This is a genomic window from Tractidigestivibacter montrealensis, from assembly GCF_024741235.1.
In the GTDB taxonomy this organism is placed as follows: Bacteria; Actinomycetota; Coriobacteriia; order Coriobacteriales; family Atopobiaceae; genus Tractidigestivibacter; species Tractidigestivibacter montrealensis.
The window spans coordinates 245282-265605 of sequence record NZ_JANSKA010000005.1 but is presented as its reverse complement, the minus strand read 5'-3'; the positions used below and the strand labels follow the sequence as shown (position 1 = coordinate 265605).

The 20324-nt window shown below is 63.2% G+C and carries 20 protein-coding genes; 17 read left to right on the top strand and 3 right to left on the bottom strand.

Annotated features, from left to right (window positions below):
• Window positions 1-147 precede the first annotated feature (147 nt).
• The 7 genes from mihF to holA all read left to right on the top strand — a co-directional run bounded on the left by mihF (window position 148) and on the right by holA (window position 7254).
• Complete coding sequence (mihF, locus tag NVS32_RS08780) at window positions 148-456, top strand: integration host factor, actinobacterial type (protein WP_059054191.1); 309 nt, start codon at window positions 148-150, stop codon at window positions 454-456.
• Window positions 456-1049 (top strand): guanylate kinase, encoded by a 594-nt coding sequence (gmk, locus tag NVS32_RS08775; RefSeq protein WP_258499470.1) that lies wholly within the window; start codon window positions 456-458, stop codon window positions 1047-1049. Before mihF ends, gmk begins: the two co-directional genes overlap by 1 nt.
• Window positions 1036-1320 carry a DNA-directed RNA polymerase subunit omega gene (locus NVS32_RS08770; protein WP_032111716.1) on the top strand — a complete coding sequence of 95 codons (285 nt, stop codon included), beginning with the start codon at window positions 1036-1038 and terminating at the stop codon, window positions 1318-1320. The genes gmk and NVS32_RS08770 overlap by 14 nt, the downstream gene beginning before the upstream one ends.
• Before the next feature lie 3 nt (window positions 1321-1323).
• A complete protein-coding gene (gene thiI, locus NVS32_RS08765; protein WP_258499469.1) occupies window positions 1324-2574 on the top strand; it encodes a tRNA uracil 4-sulfurtransferase ThiI in 1251 nt (416 codons plus the stop codon).
• 560 nt (window positions 2575-3134) lie between these two features.
• Window positions 3135-3782: a helix-hairpin-helix domain-containing protein gene (locus tag NVS32_RS08760; protein ID WP_258499468.1), complete on the top strand. Its 648-nt coding sequence runs from the start codon at window positions 3135-3137 to the stop codon at window positions 3780-3782.
• Between the two features lie 13 nt (window positions 3783-3795).
• Entirely contained in the window at window positions 3796-6240 is a 2445-nt protein-coding gene (locus NVS32_RS08755; protein WP_258499467.1) for a ComEC/Rec2 family competence protein, read from the top strand.
• A gap of 51 nt (window positions 6241-6291) precedes the next feature.
• Entirely contained in the window at window positions 6292-7254 is a 963-nt protein-coding gene (holA, locus tag NVS32_RS08750) for a DNA polymerase III subunit delta (protein WP_258499466.1), read from the top strand.
• A gap of 115 nt (window positions 7255-7369) precedes the next feature.
• On the opposite strand, the gene rpsT is transcribed toward holA, so the two are convergent.
• From rpsT to NVS32_RS08735, 3 genes are all read right to left on the bottom strand, one after another.
• Window positions 7370-7633: a 30S ribosomal protein S20 gene (gene rpsT / locus NVS32_RS08745; protein ID WP_258499465.1), complete on the bottom strand. Its 264-nt coding sequence runs from the start codon at window positions 7631-7633 to the stop codon at window positions 7370-7372.
• Window positions 7634-8013: 380 nt separating this feature from the next.
• Window positions 8014-8580, bottom strand: a complete 567-nt coding sequence (locus NVS32_RS08740; protein ID WP_258499464.1) for a hypothetical protein — start codon at window positions 8578-8580, stop codon at window positions 8014-8016.
• A gap of 143 nt (window positions 8581-8723) precedes the next feature.
• A complete protein-coding gene (locus NVS32_RS08735) occupies window positions 8724-9455 on the bottom strand; it encodes a helix-turn-helix transcriptional regulator (RefSeq protein ID WP_258499463.1) in 732 nt (243 codons plus the stop codon).
• Window positions 9456-9544: 89 nt separating this feature from the next.
• Between NVS32_RS08735 and lepA the strand changes: the two genes are divergently transcribed.
• The 10 genes from lepA (at window position 9545) to NVS32_RS08685 (ending at window position 20284) form a co-directional block, all read left to right on the top strand.
• Window positions 9545-11356 (top strand): translation elongation factor 4, encoded by a 1812-nt coding sequence (gene lepA, locus NVS32_RS08730; protein ID WP_258499462.1) that lies wholly within the window; start codon window positions 9545-9547, stop codon window positions 11354-11356.
• Between the two features lie 122 nt (window positions 11357-11478).
• Window positions 11479-12417, top strand: coding sequence for a tRNA dihydrouridine synthase (locus tag NVS32_RS08725; protein ID WP_258499461.1), 939 nt, complete (start codon window positions 11479-11481; stop codon window positions 12415-12417).
• Window positions 12407-13687 (top strand): coproporphyrinogen-III oxidase family protein, encoded by a 1281-nt coding sequence (locus NVS32_RS08720; protein WP_258499460.1) that lies wholly within the window; start codon window positions 12407-12409, stop codon window positions 13685-13687. The genes NVS32_RS08725 and NVS32_RS08720 overlap by 11 nt, the downstream gene beginning before the upstream one ends.
• 88 nt (window positions 13688-13775) lie before the next feature.
• A complete protein-coding gene (locus NVS32_RS08715) occupies window positions 13776-14264 on the top strand; it encodes a deoxycytidylate deaminase (RefSeq protein ID WP_258499459.1) in 489 nt (162 codons plus the stop codon).
• A 146-nt stretch (window positions 14265-14410) separates the two neighbouring features.
• On the top strand, window positions 14411-15526 hold the full coding sequence (locus NVS32_RS08710) for a DnaJ domain-containing protein (RefSeq protein ID WP_258499457.1): 1116 nt from the start codon (window positions 14411-14413) through the stop codon (window positions 15524-15526).
• Window positions 15527-15670: 144 nt separating this feature from the next.
• On the top strand, window positions 15671-16933 hold the full coding sequence (gene dnaJ / locus NVS32_RS08705; protein ID WP_258499456.1) for a molecular chaperone DnaJ: 1263 nt from the start codon (window positions 15671-15673) through the stop codon (window positions 16931-16933).
• Entirely contained in the window at window positions 16930-18318 is a 1389-nt protein-coding gene (locus NVS32_RS08700) for a MiaB/RimO family radical SAM methylthiotransferase (protein ID WP_258499455.1), read from the top strand. Before dnaJ ends, NVS32_RS08700 begins: the two co-directional genes overlap by 4 nt.
• Window positions 18319-18421: 103 nt before the next feature.
• Window positions 18422-19420 carry a PhoH family protein gene (locus tag NVS32_RS08695; RefSeq protein ID WP_117652319.1) on the top strand — a complete coding sequence of 333 codons (999 nt, stop codon included), beginning with the start codon at window positions 18422-18424 and terminating at the stop codon, window positions 19418-19420.
• On the top strand, window positions 19404-19913 hold the full coding sequence (gene ybeY / locus NVS32_RS08690; RefSeq protein WP_258499453.1) for an rRNA maturation RNase YbeY: 510 nt from the start codon (window positions 19404-19406) through the stop codon (window positions 19911-19913). The genes NVS32_RS08695 and ybeY overlap by 17 nt, the downstream gene beginning before the upstream one ends.
• A complete protein-coding gene (locus tag NVS32_RS08685) occupies window positions 19910-20284 on the top strand; it encodes a diacylglycerol kinase family protein (protein WP_258499452.1) in 375 nt (124 codons plus the stop codon). Before ybeY ends, NVS32_RS08685 begins: the two co-directional genes overlap by 4 nt.
• Window positions 20285-20324: the final 40 nt, after the last annotated feature.

The window sequence follows — 20324 nt, the reverse complement described above, 5'->3', positions numbered from 1 at the left end:
GTGTAGGCTGCATTCCTGCTGCTAGTAGTCACAAAGGGCTTGTAAACTGGTCGAGGAATTGGCAAACTAGCTAGTTGTGTCGCTGGGGCGGCCCGTAGGTTCCCTCCCAGCCCCTCACAACAGTTTGTCTCGATGTTTGGAGGAACAATGGCTCTACCCCAGCTTACCGATGAGCAGCGCAAGGAAGCCCTCGAGAAGGCCGCCCAGGCTCGCCATGAGCGCGCCGAGCTTCGCGAGAAGATCAAGAGCGGCAAGGTCACCCTCGAGGAGGTCCTTGACTCCGACGACCCCATTGCCAACCGCATGAAGGTCTCCGCGCTCATCGAGTCCCTCCCCGGCTATGGTAAGGCTAAGGCCGCCAAGATTATGGATGAGCTTGGCATTTCGGCTACCCGTCGCGTCAAGGGTCTTGGTGCCCGTCAGCGCGAGCAGCTCATCGAGGCGCTCTCCAAGTAGTGGAGCGCTCCGCTAGGCTCTTCGTTGTATCTGGGCCGTCAGGCGTGGGCAAGGGAACGCTGGTCGCGAAGGTTCGTGGCGATCGCCCCTCGCTTGGCCTGACGGTTTCCGCTACGACAAGGCCTCCCAGGCCCGGGGAGGCCGACGGCGTTTCCTATTACTTCATGGATGATGCCGAGTTCTCTCGCCGGGTGAGCCTGGGCGAGTTCCTTGAGTGGGCCAACGTGCACGGGCATCGCTACGGCACGCTTCTCTCGGAGGTGAGGAGGAACCTCTCCGAAGGGAGGTCGCTCATCCTGGAGATTGATGTCCAGGGGGGCCTCAACGTGCGCCGCATCCATCCGGATGCCGTGCTCGTCTTCATCGAGCCGCCCTCGATGGACGAGCTTGAGCACCGCCTTCGCGGCCGCGGGACCGAGGACGAGGCCTCTATAGAGTGCCGTCTCGAGAACGCACGGCGCGAGATGGAGATGGGCGAGTCCTACGACGTGAGGATCGTGAACGATGACCTCGAGCGCGCCGCACAAGAGCTGGAGCGCACCATCGACCTGTACGAGTCAAATGGAGGATCTACCAAAGATGTCAGTGATTAAGCCCGAGATCGACACCCTGCTCGAGAGGACCGAGCACAACCCGTTCCTGCTCTGCTCCGTTGCTTCCAAGCGCGCTTGCGACATCAACAACATGCTGCGTGGCCAGCACCTTCGCGTGACGGCCATCCAGGACTTCGACGACATCACAACCGTCGCGTCCGGCAAGGACTCGGTCTCCATCGCCATGGGCGAGATTGCCGACGGCACCCTTGGCTTTGTCCAGGATGACTTCGACGAGGCCATTCGCGGCGAGAACGCGGGCATTCAGTAGGCCATGACCGAGAGACTCTGCCTGGTCCACTACCACGAGATCGGTCTCAAGGGGAAGAACCGCTCAACCTTCGAGAACCAGCTCGTGACCAACCTGCATCGTGCGCTCAAGGCGTTTCCCATCGCCAACATCCAGCGCATCTCCGGCTACATCGTTGTCGAGTCCGAGGACCGCATGGCTACGCCGGAGATGGCGCACGCCATTTCCAAGGTGCCCGGTGTCGCGCGCGTCTCGCTTGCCTACAAGTGCGGGCTCGATGAGGGCGAGTACAACGCTGCCGCCGTCCGCGCACTTCGTGAGGCTGGGGACTTCTCCACCTTCAAGGTGCACGCGCGCCGCAGCTCCACCACGTACCCCGTGCATAGCATCGACATGAACCACATCGTGGGATCTGCGCTGTGCGAGGCATTCCCCGACAAGCTCGTGCAGATGCACGACCCCGACGTCACCGTGGTGGTGCACGTGGTGCAGGGCTCGACCTTTGTCTACGCCGCGTCCATGCCGGGTGTGGGCGGGCTGCCCGTGGGGACGGCCGGCAAGGTCGTGACGCTCCTCTCGAGCGGGTTCGACTCGCCGGTGGCCACGTGGATGGTGGGCCGTCGCGGCGCCACCTGCATCCCCGTGCACTTCTCGGGCAGGCCCATGACCTCGGACACCAGCGAGTACCTGTGCCGCGATATCGTTGATGCACTGGCGCCGTCTGGCGTGGTGGGCCGCATGTACGTGGTGCCCTTTGGCGAGTATCAGCGGCAGATTTCCCTGGTGGTGCCGCAGAGCCTGCGCATCATCATGTACCGACGCGTCATGTACCAGGTATCCGAGAGGATCGCGCAGCTCGAGGGCGCAAAGGCCATCGTGACCGGCGAGTCTTTGGGTCAGGTGGCATCGCAGACGCTCGACAACATTGCGGCGGTGAACCAGGCCGTCACCATTCCCGTGCTGCGGCCGCTCATTGGCTCTGACAAGCAGGAGATCATCCGTCGGGCACAGGAGCTTGGGACCTACGACATCTCGTCCCAGACGGCACCGGACTGCTGCACGCTGTTCATGCCGCGCCGCCCGGAGACGCACGCGCGCATGCGCGAGGTTCTCGACGCCTGGGAGCTCTTTGACCACGAGGCCATGGTGAACGCCCTGGTGGCTTCCGTCGAGTACGAGGACTTCCCGCAGTGCCCGAGCTACCATGCGCCCAAGGGGCCGCTGCGCGCGCACCACTCATCGCTTGCGCCGAGGGATGACGCGCCTGCCGAGTAACACCTCGCTTCTTTTCCGCATAAGGTGCCGCTCCGCCGCCCGTGTGGCGCCGGGGCGGCATTTTTGTACGTAACAGCTGCGGGATCGTGCCCTCCGGCGACAAAACGGCACCCTAATCCACTCCTCGTACATAATCCCGTCGGAACCCCTCTTGGGGCGTACGGCTCTCGCCCTAGCTCGCCCTTCTGCATCCTGTGCCACCTGAGGACACGCGTTGACACTCCGGAACGCCCCTTTGGCCGCGTCGAGAATTTCCGCCGCTCACACCTGCGAAAACGCTGCGAATGGCGTTGCGGGATAACAGGAAGAGGGCTTCCCCCAGATCTGTATTCCTGCGGTAACAACATAATCTGAAAGGTACGTGCCTGCAGGCTGTCGGCTCCGTGTCGGACTTTCTCAGATGTTTGAGAAGGCTCCATTCAACCGCCCTCATCATCGGAGTGGGGGTGGTTGGAATGGCGCAGGAATCGAGACCAGGCGGGAAGCACGGCGGTCGCGCGCATCGCAAGGCGCGAATTCTGGCGAGAAGAGCCGGGCTCGCTCCTGCCGTGAAGGCAGGCGTGGCGGGAATTGCCCTTGTTGCTGTTCTCGCGGTGATTGCAGGCGTTCAGATTGTCTGGGGTTCCCCGGGAAGCTCGTTTTCGATAGAGCGAGGCGAGAGTTCCGTGGCAGCCGGGACTGCCTCCGATGAATCCCCATCGCAGGACGGAGATGCCCCCTCTGCAGTCGACGCCGCAAGCGATGAACCGCCTACTATTGTGGTTCACGTTGACGGCATGGTGGCGGCGCCCGGCGTCTATCGGCTCCAGGGTACAGCGTTGCGCATCAATGATGCTGTGGGGGCGGCAGGTGGGCTCGTGGAGGGCGCGGACACTTCATGCCTCAACCTTGCCGAGCCAATCTCGGATGGCGAGAAGGTCCACGTGCCCGCTGTAGATGAGGCTGTCACTGCGGGAGAGGCTGTGCCCCCGGCGCCTGGGAAGGCTCCGGGTGGAGCATCCAGCGAGGTGGGAGACGTCGTAGTTAACATCAACACTGCCGCCGCTGCAGAGCTCACCACGCTTCCTGGCGTGGGGGAGGCAACCGCCGCAGAGATAATCCGAGACCGCGAGGCAAACGGCGCGTTTGCGAGTGTCGAGGACCTCATGCGCGTCTCGGGTATTGGCGAGAAGAAGTTCGCCAAGCTCAAGGACAAGATCCGTGTCTGAGGGAGGAGGGGGAGTGACTGCGATCGTTGCGGTGCCGTCGCGTGAGGCGGACGCCCGCATGCCCGTGCGACCTGCCATTCCCGTAACACTCTGGGGGCTTGTGGCGATCATCCTGGCGGAACGGGCGGTCCTGCATTTTGGGATGCCGCGATCGTTTGGCTCGATTGCGGTGGCAGTGGGAGTTGGGGTTGGTGCCTGCCTGCTTGCGGTCTTGGCCATGATGCGCAAGGCGATGGGTCGGGGCGTGGCCGATGTGCCCGCTGTGCTGCCATTCGTTCTTGCTTCGGTGCTCGTCGGCGCACTTCTAGGGTGGCTCGCGCTCGGGCGCGTGAACTCGGCCGCAGAGGCGCTTTCGACGACACCCGTCTCGGCGTGGGGCCTCGAGGTCGAGGGCGACATGGCCGAGGGTGGACGTGGCTGGTGGGGTCGCGCTCGCGTGCTCGACGAGAGTGGCGGCAAGGTGGGGGCGGTCTGGCTCAGTTCGCCGACCCGGCTCGAATGCGGCTCTATGGTCTCGTGCGTGGGTCGCTTCAAGCCAAACGGCGATGACGAGTGGGGCGTTTCATCGCGCATGCAGGGGCTTGCAGGCACGGTTTCGGTCGTGCATGTGACGGCTGTGCGGGAGGTGGGTGGGTCCCTCGGCGCCGTGCTGCGCATGAGACAGACGGTGCTCGCGTCCTTCTCGCCAGACGAGTCCGATGGGGCGGCGGTACTTGCCGGAAGCGTCTGCGGCGACCGCGCCCCCATACGCTCCCGTGGGCTGGATGACGCATTCGCGACCTGCGGTGTCTCCCACCTGGTAGCGGTGTCCGGAGGGCACCTGGCGATTCTTGCGGGAACCCTGGCGGCACTACTTGGTAAGACGAGGCTGGGGCCAGGCGTGCGAGGCTCCCTCGCCCTGGGTGTGATTGCGCTCTTCATCGTCTTCTGCGGGGCACCTGCGTCTGCCGTGCGCGCCGGCATCATGAGCTGCGTCTCGTTTGGAGGGTCCCTTGTGGGGAGAAGGTCCCATGCCCTCTCCTCCACATGCGCGGCCGCACTTGCCATGGCACTTCTCGACCCATACGTCTCGGGACAGCTGGGGTTTCTCCTCTCGGTTGCCTCCGTGGTGGGAATCTGCCTCTTTGGGAGCTACGTGAGTCATGAACTTGACGTACTCACGCGCATGCCAAGGCATCCCGGCAGGGGTCAGCCGGCGTTGGTCCACACCCTGGGGCGCCTGCGATCCAACATCTGCGACGCCCTAGGGGTATCCCTCGTCGCCCAGCTCTTCACGCTGCCGCTGACCTGCCCCGCATTTGGCGAGGTGTCACTCATCGCGCCGCTTGCGAATCTGGTGCTTGCGCCGCTCTTTGCATGCCTTGTCTCTCTGGGCTTGGCGGCAGCTGCGCTCACGCCCCTTTCGGCGTTGCAGTTCCCGGTTCTTGCCGCCGCAGAAGGAGTTTCCCAGGCGTTCTGTGTGGTGCTCTGCGCCCTGGCGAGGCTTCCGCTGGCTTGCTTGCCCATGGAGGCAAGCGCGGCCCCCATGCTCGCGATTCTCTGCGCCGCAAGCGCGGCGCTCTACGGGGTTTGGCCCACTCCTCGCAAGCGCATCCTTCTGCGTGGCGCTGCGGCTCTGGCGGGGGGATCCGTTGCCCTCCTGCTGGGCCTGTGCCTCTTGCAGCCCGCAAGAGTTTGCGTGCTGGACGTGGGGCAGGGTGACGCCATTCTCGTGGCCGATGGCAGCACAGCAGTGCTTGTGGACACGGGACCAGACGAGAAGGTATCGCAGGCGCTCGCGCGGCAGGGGATAATCCACCTGGATGCGATTGTCCTCACGCACCTCCATGACGACCACGTAGGAGGCGTGGACGACCTGGTGGGACGCGTGGGATGCAATCGCGTCCTTGTGGCTGGGGGAGTCACAGATCAGATTCCCGAAGACCTCTCGGCAAGCATCACGAAGCTCTCGGGGCACGCGGCAGAGGAGATCTCCTACGGGGACACCATTCGTGCCGGCTCGTTCTCACTGCGCGTTGTCTCGCCAACCGAGCCCGTCGATGGTAGCGAGAACGCGGACTCGCTGGAGCTTGCGCTTACCTACGAGCACAACGGCAACGGCCTATCTGCTCTTCTCACCGGAGACGCCGAGAGAGACGAGACGGGGGCTTGCCTTGCCAGAGGAGACGTGGGCGACATCGATTTTCTTAAGGTGGGCCATCACGGCTCCGAGCTTTCTCTCACGTCTGAAGAGGCGGCGGCTCTCGACCCAGAGGTCTCCGTTGCGAGTGCCGGTGAGGGTAACAAGTACGGTCACCCGCGCGAGGAGTGCGTGGATGCGCTAGAGGGTGCAGACTCGGTCTTTCTCTGTACCAAGGACGTGGGGACGGTAACGGTGAGGCCCGGTGCAAGGGGTCCGGTGGTCTCGTCGGAGCGCACGTCCGGCGGGAGTGCGGCGGCTCTGGTATCTGGCCTGTGAGGCGGTCCGGTTTGTGGCAAAGTAGGGAGGTCAACATGATGGAGGGAATGCATGGCAAAGACGGCAAAGCTGCTGCCGGCATATCTGGTGGTTGGAGCCGACGAGCTCAAGCGCAAGAGCGCGATCACGCGCCTCAAGGGCTACCTCGACGAGGGGCTGGCTGCCTTCAACCTGGACGAGATTGCGCCTACGGCAGACACGGACCCAACCAGCGTCATCTCGTCTCTCAACACGATGCCCGTGGGCAACTCTCCCCGAATTGTGATCATCGATCCCGCCGACAAGCTCCCCAAGCCTGTCTCAGAAGCCCTTGTCGCGTACCTGAAGGACCCCAACCCAGCCTGCACGCTGCTGCTCTCGGCAACCACGTTGGCAAAGTCAACGCGCCTCTACAAGGCGGTTGCGAAGGTTGGCCCCAAGGCAGTCATCGACTGCACGCCGGCAACGAGGAGGGACCTCCCCGGGTACGTTCAGAAGCTTGCTCGCTCTCATGGCCTTGCCATCGACCAGGATGCTGCCCGCGCGCTCGTGGATCGCGTGGGGGAGTCGACCACCATGCTCGACACGCAGCTCCGCACGCTCTCGGCGCTCAAGGGAGGGCAGGGCCAGGTGACCCTTGCGGACGTCGAGGCCAGCGTCGCTCGCGTGGCGGAGGTCAAGCCGTGGGAGTTTCTCGATCGCTTGAGCGAGAAGGACGTCCGACGCTCATTGGAGCTCTTTGCGCTACTCAGGGGTTCTTCGCAGGTGGGGCTCCTCACCCTGGTGACCATTCGTGTCCGTGAGCTCATCTGCGCCCGGGCTCTTGACACCCGTGGCGAGGGCGAAGGCGTCGCTCGTGCGCTTGGCAAGCAGGACTGGCAGGTGAGGAACTACGTGCGGTGGGCTCGTCGCTTTGCTCCAGGCGAGCTAGAGCGCGACCTTACTGCCTGCGCGTCTTGCGAGCGAGCACTCAAGGGGTCTGCAGACTCGGACTCCGCGTTCCTCTCACTCATCGCGACCATCTGCGGAGCATAGAGACACTCCGGGGTGGGGCCAGCCGAACGACCTGCTCTTCTCACAAGAAGAGAAAGAAAGAGCCCGGCTTTCGGCCGGGCTCCCAAAGTTCAGTTCATCTCAGAGAGAGGGAACTCTACTTCATGGAGTTGACGAGCTTCTGGACGCCGGACTTGCGGTCGGCGGCCTGGTTCTTGTGGATGATGCCCTTGGCAGCAGCCCTGTCGAGCTTCTTGCAGGCGGCGTTTGCGGCAGCCTGGGCGGCATCGATGTCGCCAGCCTCGACGGCGGCGTGAACCTTCTTGACGTAGGTCTTCAGCTCGGAGCGGACAGCCCTGTTACGCATACGGGCCTTCTCGGCGGTGATGATGCGCTTCTTCTGAGACTTGATGTTTGCCACGGTGCGGATCCTTTCAAAAATCTTGTTCCTAGAGGCCTCTTAAGAACTAGGTAGGTGGGAAGTGGGGGTTCCGCACCAGACACGGCGAGGTCAACTAGAGAAGTATAGCAGAGCAAACGCTCATGGAACCCTCTATTTGCCACGATGTGCTGGCTTCGAGTGTTCATCGAGTAATTTTCACAAGTTCTCGCGAGAAGAGCGCGAATCTACCTCAGGATGTTAGTCGTTAGGGACTAGTGGCGCCTATTTCTTAGCAGCAATGCAATTGCCATGACAGCAACAACAATGCATATAAGCACCGGTGCATATGTCACGAGATACGTGATGATAAGCCCAGGAAATCCAAGCCCGTATACCATGGCCACTCGCCTCGATTGCTCTTAGTAAAAATGCCCGGTGAACGAAGCGTAAAACTCACAGTAGAAATCTCCAACATAGGTTGAGATATCAGCTACGTCGCGCATTTCTGCGTGATAATAGATGGCATTCGTTCTTCCGCCATCAAGTATTGCCCGATTGTAGTTTGAGCTAATAATTCTGCCAGCCGAGATATAGATAGCAGTCCAGTTAAATGGTGATATCTTCCCTGCCGAAGTTACCCCATAATTTGCGGAAATGATAATGGTGTTCGGTAGACCTGCAATCATCAGGTTCTTTGAAGCGCTTACGGTACGCTGAGATCCAATGGCTCGAGATGCACCGGGAAATACCCGTTGTGCCTCATCTTCGAGGCCATAATATACAGGCTCACCTTGAAGTGCCGCTCGCCTGACGGCCCCTTCCCACCGACAACGAGCCTCCTCACTTCCTGGAATCAATAATGCATCCGAGGCGCCAGCCTCCTCTGCTCTTGCTACGTTGGGCGAAATTGTCGCCAGTGCAAATGCACTCGCTGCGATAGCGATCAGCTCTCTCCGCGATACATTTGTACTTTCGAAATCAAGCATAGGCCCATCCCTTCGTAGTAATCATTGCTGCTGTGCAACGCGTTGCGGCTACAAAGTAGCGAATTAGGTTGTGGCAAATCTGTCACAAGCGAAAGATGCTACATAGATTGGCTCGCAGACGGGGCGTTTGACTGGATGAGCGGTTAGGTCGCTACCACTAATACCACGCTTGCCTTCCAGCCGCCCTTCAAGTTGTAGCCGGAAGTGCAGCCCTCTCCCCAGGAGAAGGCGGAGACGCCCGCCCCAAGTCCCGCCGCGCTTTTCACATTCTTGATTTCGAGGACCTTGCCCGAAGGTAACTCGGATGTCTGCGCTTCAAATAAGGGACAAAAGCCCGCCTGAGCGACCTCAGAAGCTGCTGCGTCCGCGCGCATGCCAACCACATTTGGGAGGTCGCCATAGTCTGTGGAGATGGTTCCGGAGGGGGAATCTAGGTAGCCTTTATCCTCGAAGGAATGGGCTGGCAAAAGCAATAGTGCGATCAACGATAATGCCAAGCACGCAAGCGTTGCGAGGACAATCTTTCTTGTGGCGCATGCGTTCTTCCTGCTGTGCGAAATCGCTGCACTTGAGCAATCAGGGGCTAGTGTGTTGTTGGCAGTATTTGCCGCATCGGCATTCCGTGCGGCCGAGGCCGCCTCGGCCCTCGCCTGTGGAATACTCAAGAATTCTGATCGCGTGGAGACACCAAGTTTTTTGTATCCGCGCTGTCGGTAGGTGCCAACGGTCGAGGGGGTCACCCCCATGAGCTGCCCTGCCTCCTCAGCAGTCAGTCCTTGGGCAACGGTACGTAAAGCTTCTGCCTCACGCTCGGATAGACCTGCCTCAGACAATAGCCGCTCGAAATCAGGAGTGCACTTCTCACTTGCGTCCAAAGTTGCCCCCTCTCATACCGCGGGATTTAGCTTTCATGATACGCATCGACGCAGGCAAGACGCACGGCCCATGCGCTATGATGTCTCGCATGAAGACGACAGACACCTCACACATCCGCAACTTCTCGATCGTTGCGCACATCGACCACGGCAAGTCGACCATCTCGGACCGCATCCTGGAGCTAACGCACACGGTGGACGAGCGAGACATGGCCGACCAGCTCCTCGACACCATGGACATCGAGCGCGAGCGCGGAATCACCATCAAGTCGAACGCCGTGCGTGTGGTCTATGACGCCGACGATGGGGAGTCCTACCAGTTCAATCTCATTGACACCCCGGGCCACGTGGACTTCACCTACGAGGTCTCGCGCTCGCTCGCCGCCTGCGAGGGTGCGGTCCTCGTTGTGGACGCGACCCAGGGCGTGGAGGCTCAGACCGTCTCCAACGCCACACTGGCGATGAACGCCAACCTGGACATCGTCCCGGCGATCAACAAGATCGACCTTCCCTCGGCGCATCCCGAGGAGGTCAAGAAGGAGATCGAAGAGGACCTCGCCATCCCGGCCGATGACGCGGTGCTCGTCTCGGGCAAGACCGGCGAGGGCATCCACGACCTTCTCGAGGCCATCGTCTACCTTGTCTCGCCGCCCAAGGGAGACGCCAAGGCGCCACTCAAGGCGCTCATCCTGGACTCCTACTTCGACGAGTATCGCGGCGTGGTGGCCACCGTGCGCGTCTTCGACGGCTCCATCAAGAAGGGCGACCACCTTCGCATGATGGCGCTCGGCGACACCTTCCTCTGCGACGGCGTGGGCTGCAAGCGCCCGCTGGAGACCCCGCTTGACGAGCTTGGCGTTGGTGAGGTTGGCTACGTGGTCACGGGCCTCAAGGACCCGGCCCTCGTCAAGACCGGCGACACCATCACTTACGAGGAACGTCCCTGCGCAGAGGCCTGCCCCGGCTACCACGAGGCTAAGCCCATGGTCTTCACCGGGTTGTTCCCCATCGACAACAAGCAGTACGAGAACCTGCGTGACGCCCTCGAGAAGCTCAAGGTGAACGACCCGTCGCTCATCTGGACGCCCGAGACGAGCGTGGCTCTGGGCTTTGGCTTTCGCGTGGGCTTCCTCGGCCTTCTCCACATGGAGGTCGTGAAGGAGCGCCTCGAGCGCGAGTTTGGCCTCGACCTCATTGCCACCTCGCCCTCGGTTGACTACCACGTGTACAAGACCGACGGCGAGATGGTCGACATAACGAGCCCCCAGGACCTGCCTGACGTCACCCGCATCGACCACATCGAGGAGCCCTACCTCAAGGCCAAGGTCATCGTGCCGCCTGACTTCATGGGTGCCGTGATGCAGCTGGTGGTCGACCACCGCGGCGAGACCAGCGACATGGTCTTCCTCTCCGAGAAATCCGTCGAGATCCACTTTGACATTCCGCTGGCCGAGCTCATCCTGGACTTCTTCGACCAGCTCAAGAGCCGCACAAAGGGCTACGCCTCGCTTGACTACGAGATCGGCGACTATCGCACGAGCGACCTCGTGAAGCTGGACATCCTGCTGGCGGGTGAGGAGGTGGACGCGCTCTCGTTCATCGTTCCGCGCGACCGCGCCTACGACATGGCCCGAAGCCTCTGCGACAAGCTCAAGGAGATCATTCCGCGCCAGCAGTTCGAGGTTCCCATCCAGGGGGCAATTGGCAACAAGATCATCGCCCGCTCCACGGTGAAGGCCGTGCGCAAGGACGTTCTCGCCAAGTGCTACGGCGGCGACATCTCGCGCAAGCGCAAGCTTCTCGAGAAGCAGAAGGAGGGAAAGAAGCGCATGAAGTCCATCGGCTCCGTCGAGGTGCCGCAGGAGGCCTTCCTTGCCGTCCTCAAGGTGGACGACGAATGACGCCAGCCCAAGTTCTTGCTCAGTGGGGTCCAGCAGCGGGCTTGCTTGCTGCCCCAACGTCTCTGCCTGCACAAACAGATAGACTTAACCTCAAGTCGAGGTTTAATGTTGAGCGTTTTCTCATGGCTCCTATGGCGGGCGTCTCTGACGCCGCGTACCGTACCATGGCCCGTGCGGGCGGTGCGGCCCTTGCCTACACCGAGATGGTCTCCTGCGCCGGTCTTCACTACGGTGGCGAAAAGACCTGGGAGCTTGTCGATCCGGCAGAGACAGAGCCTGACATCGCCGTTCAGCTGTTTGGCTCCAAGCCCGAGCTCTTCCGTGAGGCGGCGGCCAGCGTGTTTGAGCGCCTGAGGGACCGTCTCGCCCTCATCGACATCAACATGGCGTGCCCCGTCCCCAAGGTGACCAAGAAGGGGGAGGGTTCTGCGCTGCTCGACAACCCCGAGCTTGCGGCATCGCTCGTGCGGGCGTGCATCGAGGGCTCTGGCGCCCAGGTGCCGGTGACGGTGAAGATCCGTCGCGGCAGGCGCATGGGCGAGGAGGTCGCGCCGGAGTTTGCCCGAGCCATGGAGGCTGCGGGCGCCTCTGCAATTGCCGTTCATGGGCGCTTTGCCAACCAGCTCTATCACGGCGAGGCGGACTGGGGGTGCGTGAGCCGCGTGGCCAAGGCGGTAAGCGTGCCGGTCATTGGGTCTGGCGACGTCTCGTCTGCCCAGGCGGCGGCTCGCATGCTTGCAGAGACAGGCGCCTCGGCCGTCATGATCGCCCGCGGGAGCTATGGGAACCCCTGGATCTTCCGGGATGCGGCCGCCCTGTGCTTGGGGGAGAAGCCCGAGCCGCATGATGCACATGAGAAGATTGCCGCATTCCGTTGCCACGTGAGGTTGCTCGCGGCAACGGGTGCCAACCTCAAGCGAGCCCGAAGCCTTGCGGGGTGGTACCTGCGCGGTATTCCGGAGGCCGCCCGTCTGCGTGGCATGGCTGTCACCTGCCTTTCCCTTGAGGATTACCTTGCCGTGGCCGATGAGGCAGAGCGGATGCTTGGCGATGCCGAGTAGCATCGCGATTGGGAGTGGACGCGCCTGGCGGGAGCGCCTGTCTTCCGCTGGAATCGATGCCCTGTACCTGCATGTTCCCTTCTGTGCCAGGAAGTGCGCGTACTGTGACTTTGCCTCCTGGGCCACCACTCGTGGGGACGTGCTGCCCAGACGCTATGCCGAGGCGCTGGAGAGGCAGGTGGAGCAGGTATCGCACCTTGGGCTTCTCGATGGATGCGAGACGGCATACGTTGGAGGTGGCACGCCTACGCTTCTGGGGGAGGCGCTGGGGGGCCTCGTTCGCTGCGTCATGGAGTGTGCGCCGGGGATTCGCGAGCTCACGTGCGAGGCAAATCCGGATTCGCTGTCTGACAACGTGCTGCGTGAAGTTGCCGCAGCTGGGTGCACGAGGCTTTCCATTGGCGTGCAAAGTTTGTGCGATTCCGAGCTTGGCGAGCTTGACAGGCTACATGATGCCGAGCGTGCACGGGAGCGGGTCGCTGCGGCAGTCGGGGGCGGCTTGGACGTCTCGTGCGACCTCATGTGCGCCATTCCTCTTCAGACGTCCGACTCGTGGCAGGCAACGCTCGAGGGTGTGGCCTCGCTCGGTGTGGGCCACGTGAGCGTCTATCCCCTCCAGATCGAGGACGGCACGGCGCTTGCGCAGAAAGTAGGCGACGAGCAACCCTCATGGAACTCTTCAGATACGCAAGCGGCGCGGATGGAGCAGGCTCAATCCGTACTTGAGGATTGTGGTTATCGCAGGTACGAGGTAGCGAGCTACGCTCGCTTGCCCGAGAAGGAATGCAGCCACAACAAGATGTACTGGACCGGACGGCCATACCTTGGGTTGGGAACAGGTGCCGCATCGATGCTTACCGCCGAGGGTTACAAGAGGCTTCTTGAGGCTTGCCCTCAGCTTGGACCTCTACCAGAGGGTATGACTCGCGCCCGTCTTAGGGTTGTTTCCGGCCGAGACCAGATTGCGGCGAATGGACGGCTCTCGTCCCTCACTTTCGAGGAGGAGTTCCTGACCGAGCGCCAGGCGGCCGCCGAGGATTTGATGTTGGGCGCGCGTCTTGCCTGCGGGCTTGACGCAGGCCTTGTCGCCTATACGCACGATCTTCTCGGCGAATCTGTCGATAAGACGCTCAACCGACTGGTGCGTGAGGGCTTCCTCAGCGATGCGCTTACTCCTACCCAGCGGGGATGGCTCCTTGGCAACGAGCTGTACGGAGAACTGTGGGACCTCGCTGGCGACACCGAGACGCTCACAAGGCGCAGCGCATAACCCTTGATTTGTTGCGGCGCGCGCGGCATGCTAGCTGCAGCTGCGCAGACATGCGCCTCAGCGGGAGACGGGTCAGGAAGGGGAGAACATGGCTGGTGAGCGCACCGATGTCATCTCGTGGGATGAGTTCTTTATGCGAATTGCCATTGCGGCAAGCCTGAGGAGCAAGGACCCCAACACGCAGGTGGGAGCCTGCATCGCCGACACCAACCACAGGATCCTTTCCGTGGGCTACAACGGCACGCCATCCGCCCTTGCCGACGCGGACTTCCCCTGGGGCACCTCGAACGACCCTCTCCACGACAAGCACAGCTACGTCATCCATGCCGAGGCCAACGCTATTCTCAACTACCGCGGCTCGCTCAAGGACATGGCTCATGCCACCGTCTACGTGACCCTCTTCCCGTGCCACGAGTGCGCGAAGACCCTTGTTCAGGTGGGCATCGGCGAGGTCGTCTACCTGGACGACAAGTACGAAGGCACCGAGGACAACCTCATCTCCAAGCACGTCCTCGACGAGTGTGGCGTGACGTACCGCCCCATCGGCATCGACCTCTCGGCCGCTTCGCGGAGGTAGATGAGACAAAGGGACTGTCCCTTTGTCTCACGTGGTAAATGCGTTGGGCTGGAAGGCACCAGGTATAGAATCAATGCCTTCCGGCTACAATCGTGCGAAGTCGGACCCATGGAGGGCCCGCCCCAAGCATCGGCAGGAGACTTCGCATGGCTTCGATGAACGACAAGGACTACTACGCCATTCTCGGCGTCGAAAAGGGCGCCTCCACTGAGGACATCCGCAAGGCCTTTCAGCAGAAGGCGCGCAAGCTTCACCCGGACGTCAACAAGGCGCCGGATGCGGAGGAGAAGTTCAAGGAGGTCTCTGAGGCCTACGCCGTTCTCTCTGATCCCGAGAAGCGCTCCCGCTACGACGCCATGCGCTCCGGTTCCCCGTTCGCCGGCGCTACGGGATCGGCTGGATCCCCGTATGCCGGCGGCTACGGCGGGGGAGACCCCTTTGGCTGGGGCTTCCCCTTTGGCTCCAACGGATATACGCGCCGCGCCTCGGCACGCGGTCGCTCGCGCTCGTACAACCCGCGCGTTGGCGCGGATGTTGTCTTTGACCTCACGCTCGACGCCGCAACGGCCGAGAATGGCGCCAAGCGCGGCGTTACCTACCAGCGCTATGCCGCGTGCGAGGTGTGCCACGGCAAGGGCTCCGTCCAGGCAGAGCACTCCGAGACCTGTCCGACCTGCCATGGGACGGGCCGCATCTCCGTTGACCTCTCCGGCATCTTTGGCTTTGGCGTCATGGACATGGAGTGCCCCGAGTGCGAGGGCACCGGACGCGTGGTCGTAGACCCCTGTGACGTCTGCGGTGGCTCGGGGCGCGTGCTCACGGCGAGCGAGGTCGTGGTCAACGTTCCCGCCGGTACCCACGACGGCGACCTCGTCCGCGTGAAGGGCATGGGCAACGCCGGAACCAACGGGTCGGCTGCCGGTGACTTTGTCTGCAGAATCGTGGTCCCCGAGGAGCGCCTCAACCCATATCAGGCTTCGGGCTTCAGGGTCCTTGGCTTTGACCTGCCGTTCCTCGTCTTTGGGGCGCTCTCTAACTCGCTCGCGGGGCTTCTCGTCTTCATCTTCGTTATTGCTGCGGTTGGCGTCGCGTTCATTGTGCGTGGCGGTGGGCTCAAGACCAACTCCCGCTGGTGGAGAGACGCCCTGGCCTCTCTGGGGAACGGCGCCGCAAACGGACTCCTTATCGCCCTGCTCATGGTCTCTATGTTCTCATGCACGGCTGCGGGTCCCGGAGTCCGGTACTACGGCTTCCTCTGGTAGCCCGCGCATTGCGCGGCGCCCGGTGCTTCTCGCGTTCGCCGGGCGTGCCTTTGGGTAGACAAGACCCTTGTACGCGTCGCTATGGCGGCGCCTTGTCTGCAGGTTGGCCCCGGGGGTCGGGGCGGTTTTGGGAGTTTGGTGAGAGTGGAATCGAAGAGGGACTACTACGAGGTCCTTGGCGTGCCTCGTGACGCGGACGCAAAGACGATCAAGCGGGCATTTCTCAAGAAGGCACGGGTGCTCCACCCCGACGTCTCAGACGACCCCAACGCCGAGGAGAAGTTCAAGGAGGTCAACCAGGCCTACTCGGTCCTCTCCGACGAGCGCAAGCGTGCGAACTATGACCGCTATGGCGACGAGAACGGCCCTGCCGGCTTTGGCTCTGACTACGTCGACATGTCCGACATCTTCAATGGCTCGGGCTTTGGCATCAACGACATCTTCGACTCGTTCTTTGGTGGCGGCGCAACTGGTGGCGCGGGTGCCCGTGGGGCACGCACGCGCGGTCGCGACATGGGCATTCGTCTCACGGTGACCCTCGCCGAGGCTGCCTCAGGCGTCACCAAGACACTCGCCTACGACCGCCTTGCCCCCTGCGACGACTGCGGTGGCACGGGCGTTGCCGAGGGCGGCCACGAGCGCACCTGCGATCGTTGCCACGGCACCGGCCGCGTCATCGAGGTCCAGCGCACCATCTTTGGCCAGATGCAAACCCAGACCACCTGTCCCGTGTGCCATGGTTCGGGCAAGGTCGTCGACAAGCCCTGCGAGACTTGCGGGGGCCAGGGTCGCACCCCCTCGCGCGAGACCGTCGAGGTCAAGGTGCCTGCGGGCGTCCACTCGGGTCAGACCATCCGCGTGGCCGGCAAGGGCGAGGCCGGCGTGCGTGGCGACGCATCCGGCGACCTTGTCGTGAGCATCGAGATCGCCCAGGACGAGCGCTTCGAGCGCCAGGGTGACGACCTCTACACCACCGTGCGCGTGGATGCGCTCCAGGCGATCCTGGGCACCACGGTGACGGTTGACGGCATCATGAAGGGAGAGCGCGTCAAGGTCGAGATTCCCGCTGGCTGCCAGTACGGCCAGCAGATCAAGGTCGAGCGCCGTGGCATGCCGCGGCAGGGCATGATCTCTCGCGGCAGTCTCATCGCCGTGGTGCAGGTTGTTGTTCCCACCGACCTTGACAAGCGCCAGCTGCTTGACATTGCTGGCATCGTCGCGGAGCGCACGCTTGGCGAGGAGGGCAATGACTCCGGCCGCGACGCGCGCGCCGAGGAGGAGGGTGACTCTCCCGCCAGGGACGAGGAGGCCGAGCACCTCGCCGGCGAGCGCTGGACCGCGCCCAAGAACCCGTTCAAGGACGCAAAGCGCAAGCCGCGCTCTCGCGGCAAGGGCGGTCGCAGGTGAGCCCCGGGTCCCCTAATTCCGTGCCACCGCGCGGACGTATTGGCGCTGGGAGTGGGCATAACAGCCACGCCGGCGTTCCATCCGTCGCCTATGTGAACCTTGGCTGCCGTGTTAACCGTGTCGAGACGGACCTCATCGCCGACGAGCTCACGCGCGCCGGCCTTGCGGTCTCGTCCGAGGAAGAGTCCCAGGCAGTGGTCATTAACACCTGCGCCGTGACGGCTGAGGCCGAGGCAAAGGCCAGGAAGGCCGTGCGCCATGCGGCGTCATTGCCCCAGGCCCCGCTCGTGGTGGCTACCGGTTGTGTAGCAAACCTCTTTGCCGACGAGCTCTCCGCCCTCGCGCCCAACGTGACGGTCGAGCGGGACAAGTCTCGCGTTCCTGCCGCTGTGCTTGAGGGCCTGGGGACCGGCGCGCTGGCCGTGGGGGATGACGGCGAGCTTCTCGGCGGCGCCCCAGCTTCGACGGCCTCAGCCCCCACGCCTACCGGCCGCACGCGCCCCGGCATCAAGATCCAGGACGGTTGCGACAACCGCTGCACCTACTGCATCGTGTGGAAGGCGAGAGGCGCTTCCCGCTCCGTTGACGCTGCCCGCGTGCGCGAGCTCGTGCTCCGCTCGCTCGAGCGCAATGCCAGCGAGGTCGTGCTCACGGGGATCAACCTGGGCGTCTATCGCTCCCAGCTGCCGGACGGCCGCAAGGTGGGGCTTCCCGGGCTTCTCGCCTGGCTCCTTAAGACAACGCCCGTAGGGCGCATCAGGCTCTCCTCCATCGAGCCGCCCGACGTCACGGACGAGCTCCTCTCGACTATGGCCGCCTCCAACGGGCGCATTGCGCCCTTCCTGCACATCTGCCTGCAGTCTGGCTGCGACGCAACGCTTAGGCGCATGGCGCGCGCCTACGACACGGCATTCTTCCGCGCCGCCGTCGGGCGCGCTCACGAGCTTCTGCCGCAGGCGTCCCTGGGGACGGACCTCATCGTGGGGTTCCCGGGCGAGACGGACGAGGAGTTCGAGCGGTCCCTCTCGTTCTGCCGCGAGATGGGCTTCTCGCGCATGCACGTCTTTAGGTACTCCCGGCGTCCGGGAACGCCGGCGGCAACCGCGGATGACCAGGTGGACCCTCATGTCATGGCCGAGAGAAGCGCCCGTGCCCGAGAGCTGGCCCGTGACCTGCGTGCACGCGAGGCGTCTCGCCTGGTTGGCATGGACGACCTCGTCTGCGTGCAGGCGCCCTTCCGCGGCGTCTCCGGAGGCCTCTTTGACGTCACACTGGATGCCGCGGCTCCCGTTGACGCTGTGATCCCGGTGCGCGTGACGGGCGTCTCCCCAGACGGAACCACGCTTCTTGGCCATGTGTGCCTGCATGGGGAGCACGCCCTGTGACGTGTTCTGCGCCATCCGTTTGGCTATGATTGGTTTCTGCGGCTGTGCGTCGCGCACCGCATCTAACTACCTGCACGTTCGTCTGCGACTAGCCCGGAGGAGCATGGAACCCACCCGCGTCCGCCTCACGATTCCCGACACCGTTGACCCTACGGCCCTCATGGGCCCGGCTGACACTCACCTTCGCCGCATCGAGGGAGCATTCGACGAGGCCATGGTCGTGGTGCGCGGCAACCAGGTCCTCATCGTTGGGCCGGCCGAGCAGGTCGAGCAGGTCACCTCGGTCTTCTCTCAGCTCATCAAGGTTGTCGAGGGGGGAGAGATTCCAACCTCCGACGAGGTCGACATCCTCTTGGGCCAGGTGACGCATGGGGTGCGCCATGACCGCGGGCATGCGGGCGACGTCATCCTCAGCCACCACGGGCGTCCCGTGCGACCAAAGACCGCAGGCCAGCGCCGCTACGTGGAGGCAATCCGCTCGAACTCCATAACCTTTGGCGTGGGACCGGCCGGGACGGGCAAGACGTATCTGGCCATGGCCATGGCAGTCGCGGCCCTCAAGCGCCACGAGGTGAGCCGCATCGTGCTCACGAGGCCGGTCGTCGAGGCGGGGGAGTCCCTGGGCTTTCTCCCCGGCACGCTCGAGGAGAAGCTCGACCCCTACGTGAGACCGCTTTACGACGCACTTCTCGACATGGCAGACGCCGAGAAGGTCGCCACCTACATGGAGCAGGGCACCATCGAGATTGCGCCGCTTGCCTTCATGCGCGGGCGCACGTTCAGCGACGCCTTCGTGATTCTCGACGAGGCGCAGAACACCACGCCCCAGCAGATGAAGATGTTCCTTACCCGTATGGGCTTCTCGTCAAAGTTTGTGGTCACGGGTGATGCCTCCCAGCGCGACCTGGTGGGGCCAGGCGGCCTGGACCAGGCGCGCGAGGTGCTCGCGGGGATCGACGATATCGAGTTCGTGGACCTTGATCGCAACGACATCGTGAGAAACGCGCTGGTCGCGCGCATTGTTGACGCCTATGATCGTGCCACGGAAGAGTGTGGCGCGAAGGCGCCTGGGAAGGGGGCCGGCCATGGCAAACGAGTATGACATCACGGCTGAGGAGGGCATGGCCGCTCCCATCAGCGATGACGAGATTCGCGCCGACCTCGACCGCGTGCTTGCCGAGGAAGGTGTCTCCCGCGACTGCCTGCTCTCCATTTCCATCGTGGGAGACGAGCGCATCCGCGAGCTCAACGCCGAGTGGCGCGGGCGTGACGTGGCAACCGACGTCATCTCGCTCGAGTGCGAGCGTCCAGACGACCCGGACCTTGCCCCCGGCGAACCCTGCGAACTCGGCGACATTGTCCTCGCGCCGGACTACATCGCCCGCCAGGCAGCTCGCTTTGGGACTACGGCGGCAGACGAGTTCCGCCTGCTTCTCGTTCACGGGACCCTGCACCTCCTTGGCTACGACCACCTTGAGGACGACGAGGCCGAGGTCATGGAGGCACGCGAGGACGCCCTTCTCGCCCTGCTCCCGCATGATGGCGCAACGCGGCCCGTCACGCTCACCAGGCACCGCGAGGGGGTAGACGAGTGATTCCCGGGTCGAACAACGACCACCCGTCGTTTCGCAAGAGCTTCCTGTTTGCCATCCAGGGCTTTAGGACGGCGGTGCGCACCGAGCGAAACATCAAGGTGATGATCGGCGGTGGCGTTGCTGCCATCGTGGCTGGCTTTGTGGTGGGTCTTGACCCTCTGAGCTGGGCGATCGTGCTCGTGTGCTGTGGCGTGGTGATTTCGGCTGAGCTTCTCAACACCGCCGTCGAGACCGTGGTCGACCTCGTGTCGCCCGAGTTCCACCCGCTTGCTGGCCGGGCCAAGGACATCGCGGCGGCGGCCGTGTGGGTTCTCTCGGTGCTCGTGGCCGTGGTGGGCATCATCGTCTTTGCAAACGCAATCTTTTTCTAGCGAGACAAAGTAGCGAGACAAAGGGACAGTCCCTTTGTCT

What these genes read in the sequence shown, in the direction of transcription:
- mihF (WP_059054191.1), top strand. Translation starts at nt 148, where the DNA reads ATGGCTCTACCCCAGCTTACCGATGAGCAGCGCAAGGAAGCCCTCGAG.
- NVS32_RS08770 (WP_032111716.1), top strand. Translation starts at nt 1,036, where the DNA reads ATGTCAGTGATTAAGCCCGAGATCGACACCCTGCTCGAGAGGACCGAG.
- thiI (WP_258499469.1), top strand. Translation starts at nt 1,324, where the DNA reads ATGACCGAGAGACTCTGCCTGGTCCACTACCACGAGATCGGTCTCAAG.
- holA (WP_258499466.1), top strand. Translation starts at nt 6,292, where the DNA reads ATGGCAAAGACGGCAAAGCTGCTGCCGGCATATCTGGTGGTTGGAGCC.
- NVS32_RS08740 (WP_258499464.1), bottom strand. Translation starts at nt 8,580, where the DNA reads ATGCTTGATTTCGAAAGTACAAATGTATCGCGGAGAGAGCTGATCGCT.
- lepA (WP_258499462.1), top strand. Translation starts at nt 9,545, where the DNA reads ATGAAGACGACAGACACCTCACACATCCGCAACTTCTCGATCGTTGCG.
- NVS32_RS08725 (WP_258499461.1), top strand. Translation starts at nt 11,479, where the DNA reads ATGGCTCCTATGGCGGGCGTCTCTGACGCCGCGTACCGTACCATGGCC.
- NVS32_RS08720 (WP_258499460.1), top strand. Translation starts at nt 12,407, where the DNA reads ATGCCGAGTAGCATCGCGATTGGGAGTGGACGCGCCTGGCGGGAGCGC.
- NVS32_RS08715 (WP_258499459.1), top strand. Translation starts at nt 13,776, where the DNA reads ATGGCTGGTGAGCGCACCGATGTCATCTCGTGGGATGAGTTCTTTATG.
- NVS32_RS08710 (WP_258499457.1), top strand. Translation starts at nt 14,411, where the DNA reads ATGGCTTCGATGAACGACAAGGACTACTACGCCATTCTCGGCGTCGAA.
- NVS32_RS08695 (WP_117652319.1), top strand. Translation starts at nt 18,422, where the DNA reads ATGGAACCCACCCGCGTCCGCCTCACGATTCCCGACACCGTTGACCCT.
- ybeY (WP_258499453.1), top strand. Translation starts at nt 19,404, where the DNA reads ATGGCAAACGAGTATGACATCACGGCTGAGGAGGGCATGGCCGCTCCC.